This is a genomic window from Reticulibacter mediterranei (assembly GCF_016587455.1).
In genome coordinates this window covers 1,614,773-1,637,672 of sequence record NZ_BNJK01000001.1, presented here as the reverse complement: position 1 = coordinate 1,637,672, position 22,900 = coordinate 1,614,773, and the positions used below count along the sequence as shown (strand labels likewise).

The following is a 22,900-nucleotide window of genomic DNA, read 5'->3' as shown; positions in this document are numbered from 1 at the left end:
ATTATGCCGAAACAAAAAGCGTATGCCCTGGGCATCGATCTGGGGGGAACAAAGACTCTTGCGGCTGTTGTTGACATAATGTCTGGAGAAGTCATCGCCTCGGCGCGCAAGCGTACCCGTGCCGAGCGTGGGCAGGACTTTGTTTCCCAGCGTACGATAGAGCTGGCAACGGCGGCAATTAATGCGGCGAAGCTGCCTGACAACGAAAAACTGGTCGCGATAGGTGTTGGGGCTGCTGGTCAGATAGATCGTCAGGCTGGCGTAATACTGGATGCTCCGAATCTTGGGGTTCATGACATGCCGCTGGGGGATATTCTCAGCAAGCAATTTAACGTACCCGTTACCATTGGCAATGATGTAGAGGTGGCGGCGCAAGGCGAATATTTGTATGGCTCGGGTCGAGGATACAATAACTTCGTCTGCGTGTTTGTTGGAACCGGAATTGGTTCTGGCATTGTGCAGAATGGTCGTCTCTATACCGGCTTGACCGGCACGGCGGGCGAAATAGGGCATGTGGTCATTCAGGCCGGCGGACGTATCTGTGGCTGCGGTGGACGTGGCTGTCTGGAGGCTTACGCATCACGTACGGCTATCACAAAGGCAATTATGGCGGAGATTCATCACGGGCGACCTTCTATTCTGGCTGATGATGCGGTGCGCCAGCTCAAGCAGGGGGAAACGATTATCCGTTCGGGCATCCTTGCCAATGCGATTGAGCAGAAAGACGAACTGACTATTGAGATCGTCACGGAGGCGGCCAATTATCTTGGCTATGGCCTGGCAGCGGTCATGAACTTTTATAATCCAGATTGTATTATTCTAGGCGGAGGTGTGATCGAGGCCATTGATCTGCTCTTTGAGACCGCCGTTCATCGGGCGCGTGTGACGGCCCTTTCTGTGCCTGCTCGAAAAACTCCCATTATTCGTGCAAAACTGGGTGATTTCTCTGGTGTTGTGGGAGCCGCCTGTCTGGGCGCTCAAAGGGCGGGATACCAGTTTCAGGTGAGTAAATAAATCTCTCTATCCCATCACTAATCAAGGATGAGGAAGAAAGGCGGGTTTGTCTATGGACGAGGAAATGCCTCACATTGAAGTGCGTGCTATACATGTCAATGACGCTCCTGCTCTCCATGCGTTGGATTACAATTTTGAGACGGATCGCATCTATACGCTTTGTGTACAGAATCGTTTGATGCAGGATAGTGACGACGCAGGAGGTAATGACCGTCCTGTCTTTGCCTTTGAGCTGCTGGAAAAACAGGTCGATCCTCCCATCTATAAAAACTTGCGCGAAGGGGAGGAGACGCTGGCGGCTATGGAGGAAAAGATACGGGGCGTTGAAGGAGGCTATGTCGCGCTGGCGGATGGCGAGGTTGCTGGTGCCATCTTGCTACGCGTGGAAGAATGGCGCTCGGTAACGCTGATCCAGGATATTATCGTTGGACATCAATATCGCCGTTACGGAGTTGGTTCGCTGCTCTTAAATTGTGCGGCGGATTGGGCACGGAAGTGTGATTGTTGGGCGATCATTCTGGAGACACAGAATATCAACTATCCCGCGATTCAATTTTACCTGCGCAATGGGTTGGAGGTCTGGAGCATTAATCCTCATTTTTACCCGCCTGGTCCCTCGGCCCACGAGGTTGCTATCTCGATGGGGAAACGTCTCTCAACATCCAATGATGGAAATTGATGAATGTATTGTCGGCGAATGAGAGAAGAGACTTGCGCATCCATTTTAACAGGCGCGCAAGTCTCTTCTCTGTTTTGTATTGCGTTATACTGCGGCTGGCTCTTCAATCTTGGGGAAGAGAGGAGCTGGTTTGGGCAGTGTTGCTCCTGCTGATACTTTCTGCAATTGCCAGCCTGCCTTGTTGACATCGCCCTCAAAACCGAGATACTCATGCAGCTTTTGCGATGAGAAGGGCAGATAAGGGCAGAAGAGGATATGCAGGCCGCTGAGTACCTGAAGCATCACATAGATGGTTGTGCCCGCCGCTTCACGATTGACCTTAATTTGTTTCCAGGGTGCCTGCTCATCAAGGTAGCGATTCGCAGCACGCGCAATTGACATCGCCGCATTGAGGCCGTCCTTGATATGCACCTGCTCAATGTTGCGTCCTACCGTTTCAAAGCCCTGTTCCACCTCGGCCAGAATAGCGCGGTCAGCCTCACTGAGTGCCTGTGGGGTTGGCACGGCTCCCCCGAACTTGCTCTGTAAGAAGGTCAGGGTACGATGCACGACGTTGCCATAGGCCGCGACCAGTTCGTCATTGTTGCGGCGAATCAGTTCGTCGAACGTAAAGTCGGTGTCGCGTCCCTCCGGTGCTGTTGCCGAGAGGTAATAGCGTACGGTGTCAACGTTGTAACGATCCAAAACATCACGCGTCCAGATCACGTTTCCACGACTGCTAGATGCCTTGAAGCCGCTCATCGTCATGAACTCGTTGGCTGGCACGTCGTAGGGCAGATTGCGATTGCCATAGCCAATCAGCATAGCGGGCCAGATGATGGCGTGGAACGGGATGTTGTCTTTGCCGATAAAGTAGTAGGGCTTGACCGCAGGATCGGTCTCGCCCGGTATCCACCAGGTCTTCCACGCATCAGGCGTTCCTTGCTTTTCGGCCCATTCTACTGAGGCTGAGAAGTAGCCGATGACGGCATCGAACCAGACATAGATGCGTTTATTCTCATAACCTTCCAGCGGAATAGGCACGCCCCAGTCAAGGTCGCGCGTAATGGCTCGTGCCCGTAGCCCCTCTTTGAGCCAGTTCATAACAAAGCCCATGGTGTTGGGACGCCAGTGTTCTTTCCCTTGCGAGAGCCATTGCTCCAACGGTGCTTGCAGCTTGGGAAGGTCCAGGAAAAAGTGGTCGGTCTGACGCATTTCTAGCTTGCTCGTCTTGCTCCCACAGAGCCGACACTTGGGATCGATCAGATCAATCGGGTCCAGGGTACGACCGCAGTTATCGCACTGGTCGCCACGTGCAGATGGATAAGCACAATGTGGACAGGTGCCTTCGATGTAGCGGTCCGGCAGAAAGCGGCGATCCGTTGGGCAGTACGGCGACTGCATGGTGTCTTTGAAGATGTAGCCCTTTTTATATAATGTCAGGAAGAAATCTTGCGTGATACGGTAATGGTTGTCGGTTCCCGTTTCCGTATAGAGATCCCATGAGATGCCCAGACTCTCCCAGACTTCGCATATCTGACGATGGTAGTCTGCCACAAATTCGCGTGGCGTGATGCCCTGTTTCTCGGCATCGACAAGAATAGGGGTGCCATGTTCGTCGCTGCCAGAAACCATCAGGACATGATTGCCCGCCAGACGGTGATAGCGCGCGAACGTGTCTGCCGGGAGGTATGCGCCGACGATCTGCCCCACATGTGTAGAGCTTTTCGCATACGGCCAGGCAACGCATACGAGAATATGTTCATTCATTTAATACTATAATCTCCCTTAAAAGGTCGTAAGATAAAGTCATGCGTGGGGAGGACTGGAAGATATCAGGCCATTTTGCACACATCTCCAGCGTCAGCAAACACAACTCTGAGGCCAGACAGACATATTATAACAACTGGTCACAATGAGAACAAGCATTTTATCAGTTTTAAGTACCAGTCCGGCTTACATGCCAATATAGCGTGCATAGATGGAGCGAGCAACCTGTAGATCGGCGGTGCCTTTTATAATTGCGCGAGCATCGGGAAAAACCGTTAATTCGTATCCATCGACTATGAAACGCAGAAGAAATTCATTATAGTGTACGGTGCCCACTGGCTGCAAACGTTCTGCTAGCTCCGAGAAGTTCAGCTTCTCTCCACCTTTCCCTGCATGATTGCGTACCTGCACTGCGTTGCGTCCACAAAGCGTTGTGGAAGTGCTTTCGCCAAGCGATTCAAGAAAATCATAGTGGTGCTGCCCACAGGCGGGACAATCAGGTTGTCTCGGCAGCGCAATGCGCTCGGACGTATTTTCCCAGACATCCATCCACACCATGTCATGGCTTGTTTTCTCGCTGTTGAGCAGGATTTTTAGCGCTTCGGTTGAGGCAATGCCTGTGATGGCTCCGACGATCCCGTTCAGCACTCCTGCTGTGTCGCAGGTCGGGGTAGTGCCAGGTAGCGGCATCTCAGGAAAAACACAGCGCAGGCAAGGCGTTACGCCGGGAATAACGTTCATGGTGACGCCGTAGGAGGCAATGACACCGCTATAGATCCAGGGGTGCTGGTATTTGATGCACGCATCATTTAAAAGATAGCGCGTCTCAAAGTTGTCTGTTGCGTCCAGGAGCAGATCAGTCTCCTGCACAAGCGCTTCAATCCCATCTGCATCGATATCTTCCACCAGTGCTTCCACCTCTACATCGCTGTTCACATGCCGCAGTTTCTCCGCCGCCGCCACCGCTTTGGGGATGTGCCTCTTGACATCGTCCTCATCGAATAAAATTTGTCGCTGGAGGTTGTTGAGTTCAATGAAGTCGCGGTCGGCAATACGCAATCGTCCAATGCCTGCGCGACACAGGTTATTTGCCAGGACCGTGCCCAGTGCCCCGCAGCCGATGATTGTGACGGCTGATGAACGGAGACGCTCTTGTCCCTCCTTGCCAATAGGTGCGAACAGTGTTTGTCGTGAATAGCGGTCGAGCATGTTTTTCTTCCTTCATGCGCTATGTGAGGTACGCTTTCTCCTCTATTCTAGCATAAAGGCGCAAAATTGGCAGTCGAAGTGTTTCTGGGTCAATCCAATAAGCTAATTATCACTTATTTCTTATTATACATTTTTTGAATGAGGTTATAGCGACATCGTACTATATTGGATGAATCTTGTGCAATAGCTCACGAACTTATGTTATACTTGGTTACAACCAGCCAGAAATGGTGAGCAGCATCAATATCGGTAATAATGCAAGCGATATGTTTATGAAAGATGTGGCAGGGATTATGGTATCTAGCGGATCTCTGCTCAATTTTAGCGCTGTATGCCTTCTGGATGGGAACGTATATTTTTTTGTATCACTTTCTATCTATGCTATGAATGTATGACAATTGGAGCTAAGTGAATGTCTTTTCAGTATTCCTGTACGGGAACTCAGGTGCCTCTGGTTGATACGAGCAATAACCTGACTGCGCAAGGTTCTGTTTTCAAGCAAATGGAGCATAGTGGGAAGGCGAGCGCCCTCAATTTGAATGATGAGGGTGAAAAATGACAATCTATGTGACATACTAGTACAGTAGTACGGAAAATTGGTGCTGCATTGATTGTGTGTTGGCAGTAGCAGCGAACTGTGTTACAATGCAATGGGTGCAATAGTCTCCCTTACCCTGTAACCAGTACGGTGTATGCAGCGCTTTGCGAGGGGTAGCCATATGAGCAGCGGGAATACAATGAAAAAAGTATTGGTTATCGATGACAATCCAACCATTGTGGAATTAATCAAATATGCCGTCAATTTGCAGGGGGCATATCAGGTGATCGTCGCTTATGATGGCGTGCAAGGGCTGGAGCGTATTTTTGCTGAACAGCCCGATTGTGTTATCATCGATGTTAAAATGCCACGCATGGATGGATATCAGTTAGTGCGTTGTTTACGAGGTGATGCTCGCACCGCGAATACGCCTCTCATCATTTTGAGCGCGATGACGCGTGAGGAGGATCAACTGACGGGCTTACTGTCGGGTGCTGATGAGTATCTGACAAAACCGTTTAAGCCAACCGCCTTAAATGCAGCAATTGAGCGAGTATTACATCTCACTCCAGCCGAGCGTCAGCGTCGGACGGATTATCTGGTGCAGACACAGGCCGAGCGAGAGTAAATCCTCTACAGGATTGGTTTGTGTGGCAGCGATGCCCTGTCCCAAAAATTACTGTCATGTGGGGCGGTGCCGTTCTGGGATGCCGTAAGTGATGAGGCGGTGCCGTGTATTTTCCACATAGTGAAGCATAACGCGTGAGCTACGGTCATTGCGCAGGTTAAATATTCTTTTTGTTGACAGTGACCCGCATACACATGAGAAGATGCAAAGCGTTTTGGGAAGCGGGTTTGTTGTAAAATGCGTAGCATCGGTAACGGAGGCGAAGGAGCTTCTCAACGCCTTTGTGCCGGATATTTTGATTTCTGAAGTCGTAGTTGGTCGGGAGAGTGGTCTGGATTTATGCCACTACGTGCGGAATCAAGCTGGGCTGCGGCATCTTCCTATTATGTTGCTTACCTCCCAGACAACACTGCACGATAAAGTTGCGGGGTTTGATGCTGGTACTGATGACTATGTCGTGAAGCCTTTTGATGGACCCCATTTGCAAGCGCGTATCCGTCTCCTTTCGCGTATCAAAAGGCTTGAGCAGCGTACAAGCGTCTAGTTTTCAAGTGAATGAACTCACTTTTCCCTATCCCATAAATAGAAAACGGTAGATACCCGCTTTTGCAAGAGAGAATATCCACCGTTTTTTGTCGCCGCCCTGGGGCATCCTCAGCCTGGAAAATGACAGGCGGCGTAATGATTGCTCTGCTTCTCTTCCAGCGGAGGTATAACCTCGCGACAAATAGCCTGCGCTTTCCAGCAGCGAGGATGGAAATTACAGCCGCTAGGAGGATTCACCGGGCTTGGTACATCTCCTTCGAGGATAATGCGCTTGCGGCGTGCCTCAATATCTGGATCAGGCACGGGAACTGCCGAAAGGAGCGCCTGCGTGTAAGGGTGTAAAGGCGTTTCGTAGAGTGAAGCGCTCTGCGCCAACTCGACCACGCGTCCCAGATACATAACAGCCACACGTTCGCTGATATGCTTCACGACCGAGAGGTTGTGCGCGACAAACAGATATGTCAGACCAAACTGGCCCTGTAGATCTTGCAGCAGATTGAGTACCTGCGCTTGGATCGAAACATCCAGCGCTGAGACCGGTTCGTCGGCCACGATAAACGATGGATGCAGCGCCAGGGCGCGAGCAATGCCGATGCGTTGACGCTGACCGCCGCTAAACTCATGCGCGAAACGGTTCACATAATATGGATTGATGCCCACCACTTCCAGTAAGTGAGCAACCTCTTCGCGGATCTGCTTCGGCGTCCCGCGCTGAAAATTCTCCAGCGGCTCGGCGACGATTTGCCCAACGGTATAACGAGGATCGAGCGAGCCAAAAGGATCTTGAAAGACCATCTGCATTTCGGCACGCCTTTTGCGGATCTCGTTAGAGGGCAGTGTGGTGAGTTCAACTCCGTTGAGCTTCACACTCCCAGCTGTGGGCTTGATTAATTGGAGGATGGCTCGCCCGGTTGTCGTTTTGCCGCAACCACTTTCTCCCACCAGACCAAGCGTTTCACCGCGCCGCACAAACAGATCTACCCCATCTACCGATTTGACGTTTGCTACGGTGCGGCCCAACAGCCCTCCCTTGATGGGGAAGTGAACTTTTAGCCCTTTTACCTCGACGAGCGTCTGGTCTGTTTTTTTCTCTGCTTCAACTTGTTGCTGTACCATGACTGATTTCTTCCCTTTAGTTTGGATAAAAACACGCTGCAACCTGTTCGCCGCGACCAACTGGCATCAGTCGGGGTTTCTCCTGACGGCAGCGCGATTGTACTTTGGGACAACGGGCGGCGTAAGGACAGCCAACAGGCGGGTTCAGCAGATCGGGGGGCTGCCCTGGAATCGGCGTGAGCCTGGAACCGCGCTGATCGTCGAGGCGTGGAATCGACTGCAACAGACCAACCGTATAGGGGTGAGCAGGAGATTCAAATATCTGCTTCACCGGTGCCGATTCTATAATCCCTCCAGCATACATGACGTTAACCTGCTGGCACGTGCCCGCAACAACGCCCAGGTCATGCGTAATCAGCATCACCGCTGTCCCAAACTCATGCGACAGACCCTTCATCAATTCAAGCACCTGAGCCTGGATAGTGACATCCAGGGCAGTTGTTGGCTCGTCAGCGATGAGTAGCTGGGGATTGCAGGCGAGGGCGATAGCAATCATGACGCGTTGGCGCATACCGCCGCTGAATTCATGGGGATAGCTCTTGGCTCGGCGTCTCGCGTCTGGTATACGCACCAGATCAAGCATCTCAACTGCACGTTTCCAGGCCTGGTCGTTGCTCACATCTTTGCGGTGACGCTTGACTGTTTCGGCGATCTGATAGCCAACGGTAAAGACTGGATTGAGAGAAGTCATTGGATCTTGGAAAATCATCGAGATTTTGCTGCCTCGTAGCTCCGTCATCTCTTCCTGATTCTTTTCCAGAATGTTCTCTCCGTTAAAATTAACCTCTCCCCCCACAATTTTGCCGGGAGGATTTGCAACCAGGCGGATCACCGAGAGGGCTGTGACGCTTTTGCCGCAGCCACTTTCGCCCACTACTCCCAGTGTTTCACCCGGCTTCATCGTGAAGGAGATATCATCAACAGCTTTGACGACACCGCTTCTCGTGAAAAAGTAGGTTTTCAGATTGTTGACTTCCAGCAAATTTGCTGTCATTGCAGTATTACTCCGATTTATTAATCTTTTGCTCTTGGATCAAATGCATCGCGCAAACCATCGCCCAGGAATGAGAAGGCCAGCACGATCAGTGTTAACACAATGGAGGGGAGGAGAATCTCCCAGGGATGTGTATCGATCAGGTTTCTGGCATCGTTAATCATCAAGCCAATACTCGATCCTGGCGATTGTACGCCCAGGCCGAGAAAGCTGAGTCCAGCTTCCCCAATGATCGTGCCAGAGATATCGAGCGTTGCCGCCACAACCACGATGCTGAACAGATTGGGAATGATGTGGCGCATGATGATCTGTCTATTGCTGGTGCCAGACGTGCGGGCCGCTTCGATGAATTGTTGCTCTTTCAGTTGCAGCGTTTGTCCCCGGACAAAACGTGCCATCAGAGGCCACGTGGTCATCGCAAGGGCGAGCGACACGATAATCAAGCGTGCATTGCCGTTGGCACCGATCAGAGGGATGTTGCTAAATGCGGTGTCTGCTGCGGTGCCGAAGATGCCGGTAATCAGGATCGCGAAAAGCAGGCCCGGGAAGGCAAACATCACGTCGGTAAAGCGAGCTAACAACTGATCAATCCAGCCGCCAAAGAAGCCTGCCAGCACGCCGATGCCAATACCCAGGACGACGTTCACGATTTCAACGCTGACTGCAACGATCAGTGAGATCAGCATACCTTGAAGCAGGCGAGCCAGCAGATCACGACCAATCGCATCGGTGCCGAGCCAGTATTGCGCTGATGGCCCTTCATCCTGACGTGTCAGTTCTGTATGGAAGGGGCTATGATAGACTGTTGGACCAATTGAGCCGCTGGTCGGGCTGTTGTAGATGCTGCCGACGTGTTGATAGATAGGGGGGCCAATGATCGGTAATATGATAAAAAGGAGGATGACAACGACGCTTGCCATTGCCCGTTTATCGCGCCGTAGTCTCCTCAGCGAATCCTGGAATGGTGTCGGCGTTTTCTCTAGTTGCCGTTGCTTCTCTTCAAGAGAGCCGGGTGCTGCCAGCGCATTCTCTGATTCGATGACCATGCTCGTCTGAAGCGGAGAAGGAGCGGCGGCCGGTGGCGTAATTTCTGGCGAAGAAATTTCGGGATTTTTGTCTGCTGTGTCCATCCGTCTCTATCCCTTCTATTCCGCCTTAATGCGTGGGTCAACAACGCTATAGAGAATGTCTGCAATCAGGTTACCAAAAACCACTGCGACTGCTCCAAGTACGGTAGTTGCTTGAATAACCGGGTAATCGCGATTGCTAATAGCTTCCAATGCCGTTGTACCAATGCCTGGAATGTTGAAGATCTGCTCAATAAAGAAGACGCCAACGACCAGAAAGCCAATCGAAAGGCCAATAACAGTGACCAATGGAATCAGCGCATTGCGTAATGCGTGGCGGTAGACCACGACTTTTTCCAGTAGCCCCTTTGCGCGTGCTGTACGTACGTAGTCCTGGCGTAGCACCTCCAACATAGTTGTGCGGGCGAGGCGTGCAAAGTAGGCAAAGCTAACGGCTGAATACACGAGAATTGGCCCGAGCTTGTACTGGATATCGGTCCAGGTATATTGCCAGGGATTGCCCCAGTTCGAGACGGGCCACTCTACCCCCGTCCATTTATCGACCCAGACGATCAGCAGTTGTAAAAATACAGCCAGGACAAATGAGGGAAGGGCGTAAAGAATGAGGGCTGTTCCCATGTTGAGCGTATCAACCCAGGTATTGGCTTTCAAGGCTGAAAAAATACCAATGGGGATACCAATGACAACTGTCAGGATCAGTCCCCAGAAGCCTAACTCCGTAGACACTGGAACGCCAGCTTTGAGGATATCCCAGACCGACTCTCCCTGATAATGGATCGAATAGCCAAAATTCAGGCGGAAAAGCCCTGTAATGTAGTTATAGTATTGTTGATACCAGGGGAGATCTAATCCATACTGGTGTTTGAGTTGAGCGTAGGTTTGTGGATCAAAGTGTTGCCCTAAAAGCGCTCTAATTGGATCACCAGGAGCTTTGAACCCAAGAATGAACGTAATGAAGGTCACACAGATGATCACAAAGATAAGCCCTATGAAGCGTTTTACAAGGAACTGAACCATGTTACTGTACCTCTTGCGTTCTCATATGAGGCTATCAATGGTGATAAGCTTCGGCAGAACTCTTTCCGAATAACCAGGAGAGTTCAAACGTCGAAAAAACATAGTATTGGCTGTGTCTGCTTTGTCACGATGAAATGGCACCTGTCAATGGACAAAGTTACTATTGTTGCTTATCTAAGATGTTTAGAAAACTGAAAAATGTTTGTGCGTATTGTATCACAACTGCTTTTCTCGAAGCTAGCGTTTGCCAGCTGGGAGAGTGAAGTAACTCAACCTGGCGGCTTCACTCTCATGTGTAGCCCTTACCTGCAATGGCAAGGGCTACATTGAACGTACTCTACTATTTGTAATTGCTTACGTCGGCACAAGGGGTGGCCGTTGTTTTGTAGATGCTTCCCCAATCGTCAGGGGCCACGATATCTATAGAGTTAGTTGTCGGCCCAACAACACACGGTTTCTCTACGAATGGAGATGCCTGTTGGTACAATGGAATCCAGGCAACATCGTCCACCAGTTGTTGCTCTGCCTGATTGTACTGCTTCATACGTTCGTCGTTATTTGCTGTGTTTGCATCCGCCTGAAGAAGTATCTTCTGTGTCTCCTGTTGTTTCGCGGCATCAGTAGACTGATTCTGTCCATAATTGGCGTTGTTGTTGCCAGCGCCTTCCGCAAACTGTACAGAGGTCCAGTCCTGTGGATCGGGATAATCGGCGATCCAACCGATCCACCAGGCCATCAGGCTCTTGTTGCCAATGGTATTGGTAGTGTCGTCGGACAACTTGTTGAAGTCGACGTCGTTGAGTTTGACATCGATACCCAGGACGCTTTTCCACATCTGCTGTTCTGTTGCGAACTCGTTACGAACATCGGCCTGACCACCGCTTGCGCCTTCAAAGACGATTGGTGGCAGGGCGGCAGCGCTCGCGTAGCCATCTTCTTTCAAGCCTTCCTCGAAAAGCTTTTTGGCGAGAGCTGCATCACCAGCGGGGCTTTTTACACCAGCAGGACCGACCAGACCAGGATTGTAGCCAGGCATGCCTTCAGGAACGATGTGGTTCGTTGCGATAACAGTTCCCTTATAAACGTTGTTGGCGATGACCTCTTTGTTGAGGGCAAGGGCGAATGCCTGGCGAATTTTGATATTATCAAATGGTTTCACCAGATAGTTCATAGCAAAGTAGATGTTACTGAGCAGAGGAACAACATGATATTGATTGTTCGGCAAGGCTTTTGCGTCTGCGATATTGGGGGTTGGGACATTGCCACTGCGATCAACCTGGTTGGCCTGATAAGCGCGCCAGGCAGTATCAGCTTCTTTATAGAAAGGGCGCACAACTTTCTTCAATTGTGGCTTTGCACCATAGTAATATTGATTTGGAGTGAAATCAATTTCCTTGCCGCGTTGATATTTAGAGACGATCCAGGGACCGCTTGCGCCGCCCTCTGAGAGATGGTTGGTAAAATCATTGCCATACTTCTGTACAAAGCTTTTTTCAAGGACAAACGCGGTCTGATAGGAAAGTGTATACAGGAAGTAAGCAGCTTTTTTGCTGGTCTTGATGATAACTGTTTTGGCATCCTGCGCGATGATGCTATCGCCGATCAGGGTTTTGACCTTACCTTTTTGGAGTAGGTCGTTATCTTTGATCAGCCCCATGTAATAGCTCGCATAAGGTGATTTCGTCGCTGGCTGGAGAGCGCGATCAAAGCTATAAACAACATCCTCAGACGTTAATGGATTGCCATCGCTGAATTTGAGATTGTCTTTCAGCGTGAAGGTCCAGGTCAGCCCATCGCTGCTGACTTGATAAGATGCTGCCAGTTGTTTGACGATGTTGCCTTTGCCGTCTAATCCCACCAGACCGGTATAGAGCATTGAGAGAGACTGGGCCGAGTAGAGATCTGTGACAAGCGCCGGATCAAGCGTTTTGATGTCCGATAATCCACTATAAGGACGAATGTAGATTTGCTTGTCATCTGAGGCTTTGCTTGCCTGAGATGATGTGCCATTGGCTTGCCCGGTGCCGCTCCCGCCACCACAGGCTGCGAGCAGCAAAGATAGCAGGCAAAATAAAGGCAACAGGAACCGTAGAGCAGGGTTCTTGCCGGATTGCATTGTCTTCTTCTCCTCGTTTTTTCTTGCTTGTCTACCATTAGATATATCGGTATTTGTTCTGTTCTCTATAGCTGCTGTTGATGCTGCTTCCATCCATTTTGAACAGGGAGTATCTTTTCTCCTTGTCAGGAGGTAGCGCACCGCAAACCTGTATCTGTACCGAACAGGTTGACAGGGCATACTTACATTTGTCATAAGCGGCACCTGCTGTATACAACGGCTACGGACCAGAGTGGCATATCCAATAAGAGGAGCTGTCTCGACGATAGAGCGGGACTATGAAATAGCCCTTGTGTGCGAAGATTCCTTCCTCCCAGTGGCTATGCCATAAATATACCTCTAATTACATATTACGTTCTGCTAGACAAGAATCTCTCACATCGTTCCTCGTTTTCACATGTATTGTACAGCGAAAAACATATGTATTTGCAGTCAGAACGAGTGATTATTGTACCCGATAGATGTTAGCCCAGTCGTCAGGCGGAATGATGCCCTGCCCATTATCAACAATTCCTACAATAGATGGTGTGCGCAGAAACGTAGCTGTCACCTGTTCCATCGGCAACCAGGCAACATCATTAACCAGTTGTTGTTCTGCCTGTTGATAACTTTTCAGGCGGGCTGCTGCATCTGGATTGGCATCCGCGCTCACCAGTGCCTGTTGCACTGCCTGTTGTTGCGCGAGTGTTGTACTGGTGTTCTGCCCGTAGTTCATGTTGTTATTGGGCACTCCCCGCGCAAATTGAAGCGAGAGCCAATCTTGCGGGTCGGGGTATTCTCCAACCCAGGAGAGACCCCAGAATTGCAATCCCTGTGTGTTGAGCGTGGCACCTGTCACCTTGTCCAGCAGGGTGTTGTAATCGACAGGATTGCTGACAATTGCCACATTTAAGACTTTGTGCCAGGTCTGAATAAGGCTTTGTACCTCCTGGTCGAAACTCGACAGCCCCTTTGCATAGGTTAGCGTAATTTTCGGCATCTGGGTCGTGCTGTTCCAGCCTTCTTCGCGCATCCCCTGTTGTAATAGCTCCTGTGCGCGTTGGACATTGCCTGTGAGATTGGTTGTGCCGTCCGGTCCTTTGAGGTTCGCATTATAGCCAGGCATCCCTTGTGGCACGATATGATTGGTGGGAATGACCGTATCCTGCCAGACATTCTTTGCAATGTCGGTTTTGTTGATGGCGAGTGCAAACGCCTGGCGAATCTTCACATTGTCGAAAGGTTTGACAAGATAGTTCATGCTGTAGTAGTTAATCCACAATTGAGGCACCTGGTGAAAATCCTGGCCCTGTCTGGCATTGGCGAGGGTTGAGAGCGGCACTTCGGTCATGTCTACCTGATGGCTAAGATAGGCGTTATATGCTTCATCGGGCGAGTGAAAAAAGACCATTTTGACGTTTTGTAGTTGTGGTTGCTTATTATAGTAGTGCGTATTGGGGACGAAACGAATAACCTGTCCATGTACATATTGTGCGACTTTAAACGGTCCCGCGCCGCCTCCTTCGGTCAGATGATCGGTGAATTTGGCTCCATATTTGCTGATCAGGCTTTTTTCAACCACATATGAACAGGGCGAAGTGAGCATCGCCAGGAAATACGCTGCATTCTTTTTGGTGACGATGACCAGCGTTGTGGGATCTGGCGTCTGTAAGCTACGGCCAAGTAATGTAGGAATTCGGCCAGCTAACAATTGATCCGCGTCTTTAATCAAGCTTAAATATAATGGAGCAGTGGTCGATTGGGTCGTGGGTTGCAGGGCGCGATCAATGCTGTAAGCTATGTCGCTTGAGGTGAGGGGCGATCCATCGTTAAAGGTGAGGTTGGGTTTCAGATGAAACGTCCAGGTGACGCCGTCAGCTTCCTGATGCCAGGATTGAGCAAGTTGTGGCGCGATTTCCAGCTTGTTGTTGTATTGTACCAGCCCAGTAAAGATCATCTGGATCGCGTTCATTGAGGGGGTGTCGCGTGCCAGGGCCGGGTCCAGCGTCTCGAAGTCCGTCACGCTGGTTTCTGGAATAGTGTAAACCTGTTTCTCCTTTGGAGCCTTGACCTGTTGTACTGGTTGAAATGGATTTTGCAGATCGCAAGCGGTGAGCAGAAAAGCTAAGAGGCAGAGCGTCATTGCTAGAAATCGTGCGCTATCCTTATTGGAAGACATGCAGCATTTCTCCTTTAATGCCTTTCACGTTGTTTTGTTCCTTCACGTTATTTTGTAGATGATGAGATAAGCGTTTGTTGAGCCTTTTTATGTAGAATAGCATGAGAAAAACATTCTACAGGGGCATAATTGTCAATAGATTATGCCCCTATTGGATAGTGTTGTTTTATTGAGATGGTGCGAGAAGCCGCTCGTTCACCTTTATAGTTGGGAGACAATGGTGTCGCGCTTGCCAAAGGCGGCAGCTCGCAAGGCGACCAGTAACAAACCTTCGATGTTCGTTTCTGGCAGGCGGTGCTGTGACCAGCTTATATATTCTTCGGCGGCAGCCTGGACGATTTGCAATGTATGCCCCTGATCGTCAACGGAGTCGATAGAAGAGGCAACCAGAGCGATGGTAGCGAACAGAGCGCGTGGATCGTGTCCGAGCCTGAAGTAGCGCTGTGCGGTGGCCAATGCGCCGCCAAGATCCTGTGCCTTCAGTTGTGATGCAACTGTCTCTAATTGTGCAGCAGCGATCAAACCTCCACCTGCGATAGCCGTCGATGAAGCTCCTTTAGAAGCCGGAACTGGCTGTCGCTGTGCGCCATTGCCGATGACCTCTTTGTGCAAGGCATTGACGAAGGCCGCAGAGGTGAAGAGCAGATTGAGTGCTTCGACATCCTGCACACGCTGGAACACCTGACGGACAGCCGCTGAGAAGAGCAGGCCATGCGCAACACGTACGAATAATGCCCGGTCAGTATCGGGAACATACTCTAAGATGTCGGCGGCAGCCAGTGCGATAACGGCACCGACCGCTTGTGGCGAGGCCTCACCCTTGATTAATGCATCGTAGACGCCCTGGCAAACCTTTGTGGTGTCGGCGTCGCTAATAATGAGCTGCCGCAACGAGAGGGCACTGGCGTTTTTCGGTGTGGAGAGGCGTGTACGGATGCTGACAACACTGTGGGCCTGGTCGCCTGTGTATTCGCGGACGCTGCGCACCCAGGCAGGCTCATCGCTGTCGGGACGTAGTGGTAGATGGGGAGCGAGCCAGTGTAAGATGTTCGGTGCGCGATTGCCCCATTCGACCGCGTCCAACAGTTGGAAGCCGCGCACCGCAAGCATCAATGGATGGCCAGCGTTCTGAAAGGTAGTGGCGATCCCTTCATAGGCGCGTACTTCGGTGGTGCGGTAGTCGGCACCAGAGCCATACAATCCAAAGAGGAGGCGTTCGGCCAGCAGCGCATCATTCTTATAGACAGCCTGATGCATCATTTCGTTCACGGTTTTGCCTTCTGGCAGCTCACTGGGGAAAAGAGGATCTGGATACTGCGATTGCGCCTGGTGGCCAGCGCGGATGGCAGGGATAGCGGAGAGGAGTGCCTGTACCAGAAGAGGCAGAGCTAATTCTGCTGAATGCTTGTCCGTGTCGATTGGGGCCGGGATCGTGTGTAGCAAACGGCTTAGCATAGCGGCGGCGGCAAGCGTGATTGATGGATGCCCGTCCGGGTCGCCTTGTACAGCAATCAAGCCGAGGCGCCCGATCAGGACATCTACCTGTTCTTCACGTTGCAAATGTTCGCGCGCGGCGGCGATAATAGCATCTATATTGCCTTCAAGTAAAGCGTTGACAAGGGTTGAGAGGTCAACGCCCATAGTAACCTGTGCCATAAATAAGCTCCTGATAACAATAAATGATAAGAAATGTAAAAATGCTATTCTTGTAATTCGCGAATAGCACGTTCAATACCTGGAATGTCTGCATATTCTTCGTCGAGCAGTTTATAAGCCCGCTTCAGATAAAGCTCAGCTAATTTAGCCCCCTGCTCGTTGGTTGCTGTGGCAGCAGCGACGAGTTCCTGACCGCGATATTTGTCTGCCAGCAGCCGGGCAAAACGTTCCATTTTGCGTTTTGTTTCTTGTAAGAGGGCCGTATCGTGACCTCCAATTGCATAACGAGCGGTTCCTACTAGCTTGCCTAGCTCTGCCAGTTTTTGTCGATCTGGCATCGTTTGCAAGAGCAGCTCTTCTGCATCTACCTCTTCCAACGGGGCTTGCTCGCGGATCTGGGCTGACGTTGGTGTCCGGCCCAACGTTGCGAAGTATGATGCATACAATTGCCCATATTCATGGCTGCTGGTCGTTGCCAGCTGCATGCGTGATACTTCGTCCTTCGAGTTGACAGTACCGATGTCACAGAGATCGTCGTCGCGATGTTCTGCCAGCATCTCCAGGTAGCTGAGATCAAATGCTTCCTCCAGCATCGGAGGAATCGGCATTCCGGTAAGATTCGTCGCATCCTGTAGCTCTTCTGCAGGGATCTGCGCCGCGAATAGCGGTGGGAGATATTTTGCCAGCGACATTGGTATAGGAGGTACCAGGCAATAAGTGCTATAAATCACGCGTGAATCACTCGCGCTCCTGGCGATAAGGATTGCGTGTCCCTTTGGCGCTTGTGAATTTCCACGTAAAAATCGCATTGTCATAAAAAAGCGTCCCTCCGATCAGGGCAATCTGCAATGCGTAAGCATTGGATTTGCCCAGGATATTTCATCATCCAGGTGTATTTCAAGGAAACAGAATGCCCCTTCATTGTCTCATGATCTTCCCTCTTTTTACAATCCCTTTCGCAGCTGTTCTATGTGTCCAATCAGTTCACGATTTGCGTGTGCCTCTTCTTCTGACAGGTCTTCGTCGCTTGTTGGTATATCTGCTTTATAGAGTTCAAGGCGCTGTTGCAATTCTTGAGGGCCAGCGATACGAACGAAGTTCTGTAACAGCGTGCGTGCCTCTTCATTCTGTCCGCGCCGTAGATCCGTGATCGCGGTTTGGGCATAGAGATCCGCGTACTGGCGTAGGAAGAGGCTCCAGGCTTGAGGTGTACTCAATGTCTGAAGAACGTGCTCGACTTGCGTGATGGCTTTGCTCTGCTCGTCTCTTGCCCGCTCCAGATCTCCACGTAAGAAGTAGATGCCAGCTCGTGCCGAACGTGTGTCAACGACGCCGAGTGGTTGTCTGGCTTGATGGTAGTGGCGTAACGCCTGTTCAAAATCCGCGAGAGCTTCATCAAGCTCTTCTTTGCCACGATGGGCCAGTCCTCGTGTTAGCAATGCGTCTGCCTGTCCAGATACATCCTCTGCCTGATTGAAGCGGGTGATAGCCGCATCGCTGTTTTCGATTGCCTCATCCCAATGCTGCTGGCTGATATTTACCCGTGCAACCCCCAGGACTGCGGAACCGTCGCCGTCGATACTCTCCAACAGTTGAAATTGTCGACCGGCTTCGAGAAACGTAGCCAGTGCTGCTTCCAATTCCTGACGTGCCAGTTGTGTCTGTCCAATGCCCAGGATCGCTTCGGCGGCCATGAGTGGCTCTTGATATGTCTGGGCCTGTTGTTGAGCGGTGGTGAAATGCGTTTCTGCCTGAGCAAAATCTCCCTGGGTGAGATACCACTCGCCCCATGCGGTGGAGATCAGTGGCAAAAGCTGCTCTGCCAGAGAATCCTTGCGTATTATCTCTCCAGCCGTTGTTAAATGGCCTTCGGCCTCTTTGAGATCGCCAAGATCGACTGCGAGACGGGCGAGATTCGTTTCTGCTCTGGCTTGGAACTGGGCGGCGAGCGTCTCACTGATGCCCTCGCTCCGCTCTCGTGCATCCTGATAGGCTGTACGGGCCTGGCTGCTGTGTCCCTGTTGATAGTAGACATCGCCTAGCCCCAGCAAGGCTTTGCTTTCGACCTGGATGTTCTGGAGCTTATGCGCCTGGCGGCGTCCCTCGTTGAAGGTCTGAATGGCACGTTCTAGAAAACCACGCTTGAGTTGAATTTCGCCCAACCCGACGGTCGCTTCGGCCTGCCCTATATAAAATGAGATAGCAGTATAAGTGCGAGAGGCGCGCTCCATCATTGAATTAGCGTAGGAGAGTTGCCCACGACGCAGGTTGATCTCCCCCAGCACACGATTCGCATCGGCGGTGCCAAGCGCATTATGTTGATCGGTATAGAGTTGCAATGCCGATTGAGCGCCAATTAATGCCTGATCTATTCTGCTTTGTGAGAACAATGTTTCAGCCAATCCGAGATTTGCATCGGCCTGTCCCAGTTCATATTCGAGCGTTGTTGATACGTTTAACGCATCGGCGAAATAATCGGATGCTTTGTCTGGCTGTGCCTGTTCAAGATAGATGCGTCCAATACCAATTTGTGCATCGATGGCCCCAAAGTTATCTCGTGTCTGTCGATAAATTTCCAACGCACGCTGATAGGCGGTCAGGGCAGCATCGAAGTGGTGCTGCATGCGCTCTATATCGGCAAGGCTACGGCTGGCATCTGCTTCGTTGATGCTATCTTTTGATTCTTTGAAGTGGGTAATGGCTTCCTGATAATGCTCTGCCGCATAGATGATATTGCCGCGTTGTAGCTCGATATGGCCTAATGCCAGCGCTACATTGCCCAGTCCCTGTTCATTCTTCTGTACGCGATAGAGCTGTTGCGCTCCTTGATATGCATCCTGTGCGCGGTCGAGATGGGCGAGCTGTCGTTCGACATGTCCCAACGAGAGCAGCGTATTGGCCTCACCAATGGGACGTTGTGCATCTTTGTAGAGTTTAATGGCCCGCTGGTAGCTTGTAATGGCTTGCTCAAGCGCATTATTCTGGCGCTGTACATCCGCAACCATCGCCCGACTATCGGCAGCTCGTTTGAAGTCGCCGATCAGTCGAAAGCGTATCTCTGCGTCCCCAAAGGCCTCTGCCGCCTTGTCCAGCTTTCCATCGTTATATGCTTCAAATCCAGCCTGCTGACGTTTCTCAGCCAATTGCCGATCTTTTTCCTGCTTTTCATGGTCTATCATAATCTATATTCCTTAAACCCGGCAGTGAATATCTGTAAGATGGCGTAATCACTAATGCAATTGTAGTGCGTGGTCTGTAGAAAGTCAAAAAAACGCTTGTTGGCAGCGTGACCTGGCGGCTTCGTTGTGATAAAATACTTGCGATTATAGCGTAGTATAATCAGGATCTTTCATCAGGAATATTTCAGGGCATGTAGGCGTTTCTTGCCTCTATTTCGAGAAAGGAGATGGCGCTTTCTTCTCAATATGCGCGTTTTTCTATGGAGATTGCGCCAAACCAACCAATGAGCGAAGACACCCTTGCACGTGTAGACCTCTTTTCTACATTGAACAAAAAAGAGCTTCAGGAATTGGCCAAAAGCTGCCAGGAGCGCTCGTATCCGGCTGGAACCACGATCTTGTCGCAAGGCGATACAGGTGTAGGACTCTACGTGCTGAAAAGCGGAAAAGTTCGCGTTATTCAGGCCAATAATCCTGATAGAGCCGAGACAGAACTTGCTGTTGTTGGTCCTGGCGATGTGTTGGGAGAGATGGCTCTCCTTGACGATTTACCTCGTTCGGCTTCAGTTGTGGCAATAGATGATGTGACAGCTCTTCTGCTGCCAATATGGGAGTTCCGTAGCATTTTGCGCGGCCATCCCGATATTGCTCTCAAGCTCCTTGCCGTGCTGAGTCGCCGCTTACGTAAAGTTGAATCTACCATAGTGCAGGACTGAACGGGAAGATGTATGTGATGCCAGCATGAATCATGTGAACTGAGCATGCTGATATGGAGGGCAAAGGTGCAAGGGGAAAAGAGTCCCCCTCTTTCGTTGGGGGAACTCTTTTCCTGGTCTTTGTTTCCTTACTAAATGAGTATGAATGTATAGCTAGGAGTCATTGCCGGGTTCTGGTTTATCACGACTGAGTAACTCTTGTATTTCTTCAAACATCGTTTCGACATCAGCGAATGAGCGATAGACGCTGGCAAAACGAATGTAGGCGATTTTGTCCAGATGGCGTAAGCGCTCTATGACCAGTTCTCCAATGACGCTGCTCGATACTTCCTGCTTGCCCAGACGGTCCAGCTCTTGCTCAATCTCTTCGACTGCCTTTTCGATCTCGACTGCTGGAAGAGGACGTTTCTCGCAGGCTTTACGTATGCCCATAGAAAGCTTTTGCCGATCAAACACCTCGCGCCGTTGGTCTCTTTTGATAACCATCAATGGAGACTTCTCGACACGCTCGTATGTGCTGAAGCGTCCTTTGCACTGCTCGCATTCGCGTCTTCTATGAATAGCGTCGCCGATGTCACGCGAATCTTTGACGCGTGACTCATTGCCACCGCAGAAAGGACATTTCATGTCCACGCTCTCCCCAATGTTGTTGAGTGTGTAATAGAACTATTCTATCACACAAATTCCTTTCTGGAAGCCCCAGCATGAATGGCCGGGGAGGAAAGAACGTTTCCCCTGGTGGGGAGCGTTTTGGATGGGAACGCTCAAACCCCACTGATTTCCCAAGTAAAGGTGGCCTCGACGAAGTTCTTAGGCGGTACTTTCTGCTGAACGCTGAGTATACCCACGCTCTGTTTAATCCAGCAGCTCTAGAGCAGCAGACCGGCCTCGCATCCGCAGGTAAGAACGTGAACACTTCCTGAGAACGTAGCCTCATCAGCCTGGATGCACGCATCCCGCGCTGGTGGCTGGGTCTGGTCATGTTCGGGCTGGCACACTCCCGATGCTGGGCGCCTGCAATCCTCGGCATCCCTGCCGGGGTCCATGACGACGACAATTGCGTACATTCAAGGAGGCTCTAAGTACTAGAAATAAGTACCCGCGTTAAATCAGCGCTGGCGTTGGGACGATATCCTGTAAAACGATATCTGTTGGTGGCGTGTCCCTCTTCTCCACGCGAGGCGGGGAAGATTTTTTGAGACTGGGATGAATCTTTCCTACGTAGCCTGATTTTAGTCGCGGCCCCTCCCTCCAATAGGCATACCAGTAAGGACCGTGCCCCTGTCCATTGCGGCATGTACTACATGATGCTTTTCCACATTTACGATACTGCAACTGATAGGTGATGTGTTGATCAATTGGTATCTCTTTCATGAACCTCTTACCCTTCCACAAATGCTGTAAAACTTAGACGTGTACGCAGTTGCCACTACTATAATACCATCAAATGATGAACATTGTCTGAATTTGTTGTTTGCAAAGATGAAACATCGTTCATAATAATGGCTACAATTTCTAAAAGATTTATATTTATATAACATCTTATTCATATCATCAGCAAATCCATATGTATCTTCTAAATATGCCTGCTTCATATGAAATGTTTCTCCATAAGGCTGAAAAATATGCTTTACCGAAAAATAGCATGATTTAGATGCTTATACAATGTATGACATTTGCATTTTGTGATGTTATTGTGAATGTGGAGGAACGAAAAATTGTTCTGAGATATGGTATAATGACGCCATACACAAAGATGTAAGGTCATCTGTTCCCTTGCTTAAATAAGGCGATGTTGGATTGGAAAGAGAGTGCAAATTATGCAGATCATCATCAAAGGCCGACAGGTACAGATAACCCCTCGTTTGCGTCAGCAGATTGAACGCAAGATTCAGCGCATTGCACGTTTGACTGAGGACGATGCGCGGGTGGAGGTTACGGTGGCTGAGGGACAGACGCGCAGTGCTCAGGATCGCTATTCTGTGCAGGTCGCCCTCTCCGGTAATGCTCATCCAGTGCGCAGTGAGGTGAGTGCCCTCAACGCAAGCACTGCCCTGGATCTGGTTCTCGATAAAGTGGTTGCCCAGCTTGGCCGTCAGAAAAAGCGCAAAATGGTTCGCCGCCAACACACTCCGCCTGTTCGTATGCTGGCCCTTGATCGCTCAGGTCATTTGTCTTCTCTTGATGAGGAGGAAGAGGATGAGGATGTTGAAGCGCTGATTGCTAACCAGAAGGTGGATGTGGAAGAGAATGAGGAGATCTGGTCGCAGGTCAAGGAAATTCGCAGTCTTCCCGCTCAGCCGATGACGGATCAAGAAGTGATTGTGGCGATGGAGAAAAGCGGTGCCACGTATTATCCCTTCTTTAATGAGGAGACGGGCAGTGTGAATGTGATGTATAAGCTGGACAACGGCGGCTATGGCTTGCTGGTCCCGGCTGTCTAACAATAATAGAGAATAGCCAGCATGCTTTGTAGTGGTGCTGGCTATGGAACAGA

The 22,900-nt window shown here is 50.6% G+C and carries 19 protein-coding genes; 6 read left to right on the top strand and 13 right to left on the bottom strand.

The window, feature by feature from the left end; all coding sequences use genetic code 11:
* Positions 1-3 precede the first annotated feature (3 nt).
* Positions 4-1,014, top strand: coding sequence for an ROK family protein (locus K3T83_RS07135; RefSeq protein ID WP_220202278.1), 1,011 nt, complete (start codon positions 4-6; stop codon positions 1,012-1,014).
* Between the two features lie 52 nt (positions 1,015-1,066).
* Complete coding sequence (locus tag K3T83_RS07130; protein ID WP_220202277.1) at positions 1,067-1,693, top strand: GNAT family N-acetyltransferase; 627 nt, start codon at positions 1,067-1,069, stop codon at positions 1,691-1,693.
* Between the two features lie 84 nt (positions 1,694-1,777).
* Here the strand turns inward: K3T83_RS07130 and metG are convergent, their stop codons facing one another.
* Positions 1,778-3,442, bottom strand: coding sequence for a methionine--tRNA ligase (metG, locus tag K3T83_RS07125; protein WP_220202276.1), 1,665 nt, complete (start codon positions 3,440-3,442; stop codon positions 1,778-1,780).
* Positions 3,443-3,628: 186 nt separating this feature from the next.
* Positions 3,629-4,651 (bottom strand): ThiF family adenylyltransferase, encoded by a 1,023-nt coding sequence (locus K3T83_RS07120; protein ID WP_220202275.1) that lies wholly within the window; start codon positions 4,649-4,651, stop codon positions 3,629-3,631.
* A 719-nt stretch (positions 4,652-5,370) separates the two neighbouring features.
* Here K3T83_RS07120 and K3T83_RS07115 point away from each other — a divergent pair.
* Both K3T83_RS07115 and K3T83_RS07110 read left to right on the top strand, forming a co-directional pair.
* Positions 5,371-5,817 (top strand): response regulator transcription factor, encoded by a 447-nt coding sequence (locus K3T83_RS07115; protein WP_220202274.1) that lies wholly within the window; start codon positions 5,371-5,373, stop codon positions 5,815-5,817.
* Positions 5,818-5,965: 148 nt separating this feature from the next.
* A complete protein-coding gene (locus K3T83_RS07110) occupies positions 5,966-6,361 on the top strand; it encodes a response regulator (protein ID WP_268963444.1) in 396 nt (131 codons plus the stop codon).
* 110 nt (positions 6,362-6,471) lie between these two features.
* On the opposite strand, the gene K3T83_RS07105 is transcribed toward K3T83_RS07110, so the two are convergent.
* The 9 genes from K3T83_RS07105 to K3T83_RS07065 all read right to left on the bottom strand — a co-directional run bounded on the left by K3T83_RS07105 (position 6,472) and on the right by K3T83_RS07065 (position 19,687).
* Positions 6,472-7,479 carry an ABC transporter ATP-binding protein gene (locus K3T83_RS07105; RefSeq protein ID WP_220202272.1) on the bottom strand — a complete coding sequence of 336 codons (1,008 nt, stop codon included), beginning with the start codon at positions 7,477-7,479 and terminating at the stop codon, positions 6,472-6,474.
* 16 nt (positions 7,480-7,495) lie between these two features.
* Complete coding sequence (locus tag K3T83_RS07100) at positions 7,496-8,473, bottom strand: ABC transporter ATP-binding protein (RefSeq protein ID WP_220202271.1); 978 nt, start codon at positions 8,471-8,473, stop codon at positions 7,496-7,498.
* 20 nt (positions 8,474-8,493) lie between these two features.
* Positions 8,494-9,603 (bottom strand): ABC transporter permease, encoded by a 1,110-nt coding sequence (locus tag K3T83_RS07095; protein ID WP_220202270.1) that lies wholly within the window; start codon positions 9,601-9,603, stop codon positions 8,494-8,496.
* A gap of 15 nt (positions 9,604-9,618) precedes the next feature.
* Positions 9,619-10,578 carry an ABC transporter permease gene (locus K3T83_RS07090; RefSeq protein ID WP_220202269.1) on the bottom strand — a complete coding sequence of 320 codons (960 nt, stop codon included), beginning with the start codon at positions 10,576-10,578 and terminating at the stop codon, positions 9,619-9,621.
* Between the two features lie 340 nt (positions 10,579-10,918).
* Positions 10,919-12,694, bottom strand: a complete 1,776-nt coding sequence (locus K3T83_RS07085) for a peptide ABC transporter substrate-binding protein (protein ID WP_220202268.1) — start codon at positions 12,692-12,694, stop codon at positions 10,919-10,921.
* A gap of 445 nt (positions 12,695-13,139) precedes the next feature.
* Positions 13,140-14,852 carry a peptide ABC transporter substrate-binding protein gene (locus tag K3T83_RS07080; protein ID WP_220202267.1) on the bottom strand — a complete coding sequence of 571 codons (1,713 nt, stop codon included), beginning with the start codon at positions 14,850-14,852 and terminating at the stop codon, positions 13,140-13,142.
* Between the two features lie 201 nt (positions 14,853-15,053).
* Complete coding sequence (locus K3T83_RS07075; protein WP_220202266.1) at positions 15,054-16,508, bottom strand: hypothetical protein; 1,455 nt, start codon at positions 16,506-16,508, stop codon at positions 15,054-15,056.
* 44 nt (positions 16,509-16,552) lie between these two features.
* Entirely contained in the window at positions 16,553-17,323 is a 771-nt protein-coding gene (locus K3T83_RS07070) for a hypothetical protein (RefSeq protein ID WP_220202265.1), read from the bottom strand.
* A 129-nt stretch (positions 17,324-17,452) separates the two neighbouring features.
* Positions 17,453-19,687, bottom strand: coding sequence for a tetratricopeptide repeat protein (locus K3T83_RS07065; RefSeq protein WP_220202264.1), 2,235 nt, complete (start codon positions 19,685-19,687; stop codon positions 17,453-17,455).
* Between the two features lie 227 nt (positions 19,688-19,914).
* Here K3T83_RS07065 and K3T83_RS07060 point away from each other — a divergent pair, with 227 nt between their 5' ends.
* Positions 19,915-20,403, top strand: a complete 489-nt coding sequence (locus K3T83_RS07060; RefSeq protein WP_220202263.1) for a Crp/Fnr family transcriptional regulator — start codon at positions 19,915-19,917, stop codon at positions 20,401-20,403.
* Between the two features lie 153 nt (positions 20,404-20,556).
* On the opposite strand, the gene nrdR is transcribed toward K3T83_RS07060, so the two are convergent.
* Both nrdR and K3T83_RS07050 read right to left on the bottom strand, forming a co-directional pair.
* The gene (nrdR, locus tag K3T83_RS07055; RefSeq protein ID WP_220202262.1) at positions 20,557-21,030 is read right to left on the bottom strand and encodes a transcriptional regulator NrdR; all 474 of its coding nucleotides are present in this window, start codon (positions 21,028-21,030) and stop codon (positions 20,557-20,559) included.
* Between the two features lie 477 nt (positions 21,031-21,507).
* Positions 21,508-21,777, bottom strand: coding sequence for a DUF6788 family protein (locus K3T83_RS07050; RefSeq protein WP_220202261.1), 270 nt, complete (start codon positions 21,775-21,777; stop codon positions 21,508-21,510).
* A 446-nt stretch (positions 21,778-22,223) separates the two neighbouring features.
* On the opposite strand from K3T83_RS07050, the gene hpf reads away from it, so the two are divergent.
* The gene (gene hpf / locus K3T83_RS07045) at positions 22,224-22,847 is read left to right on the top strand and encodes a ribosome hibernation-promoting factor, HPF/YfiA family (RefSeq protein WP_220202260.1); all 624 of its coding nucleotides are present in this window, start codon (positions 22,224-22,226) and stop codon (positions 22,845-22,847) included.
* The last annotated feature ends 53 nt before the right edge of the window (positions 22,848-22,900 follow it).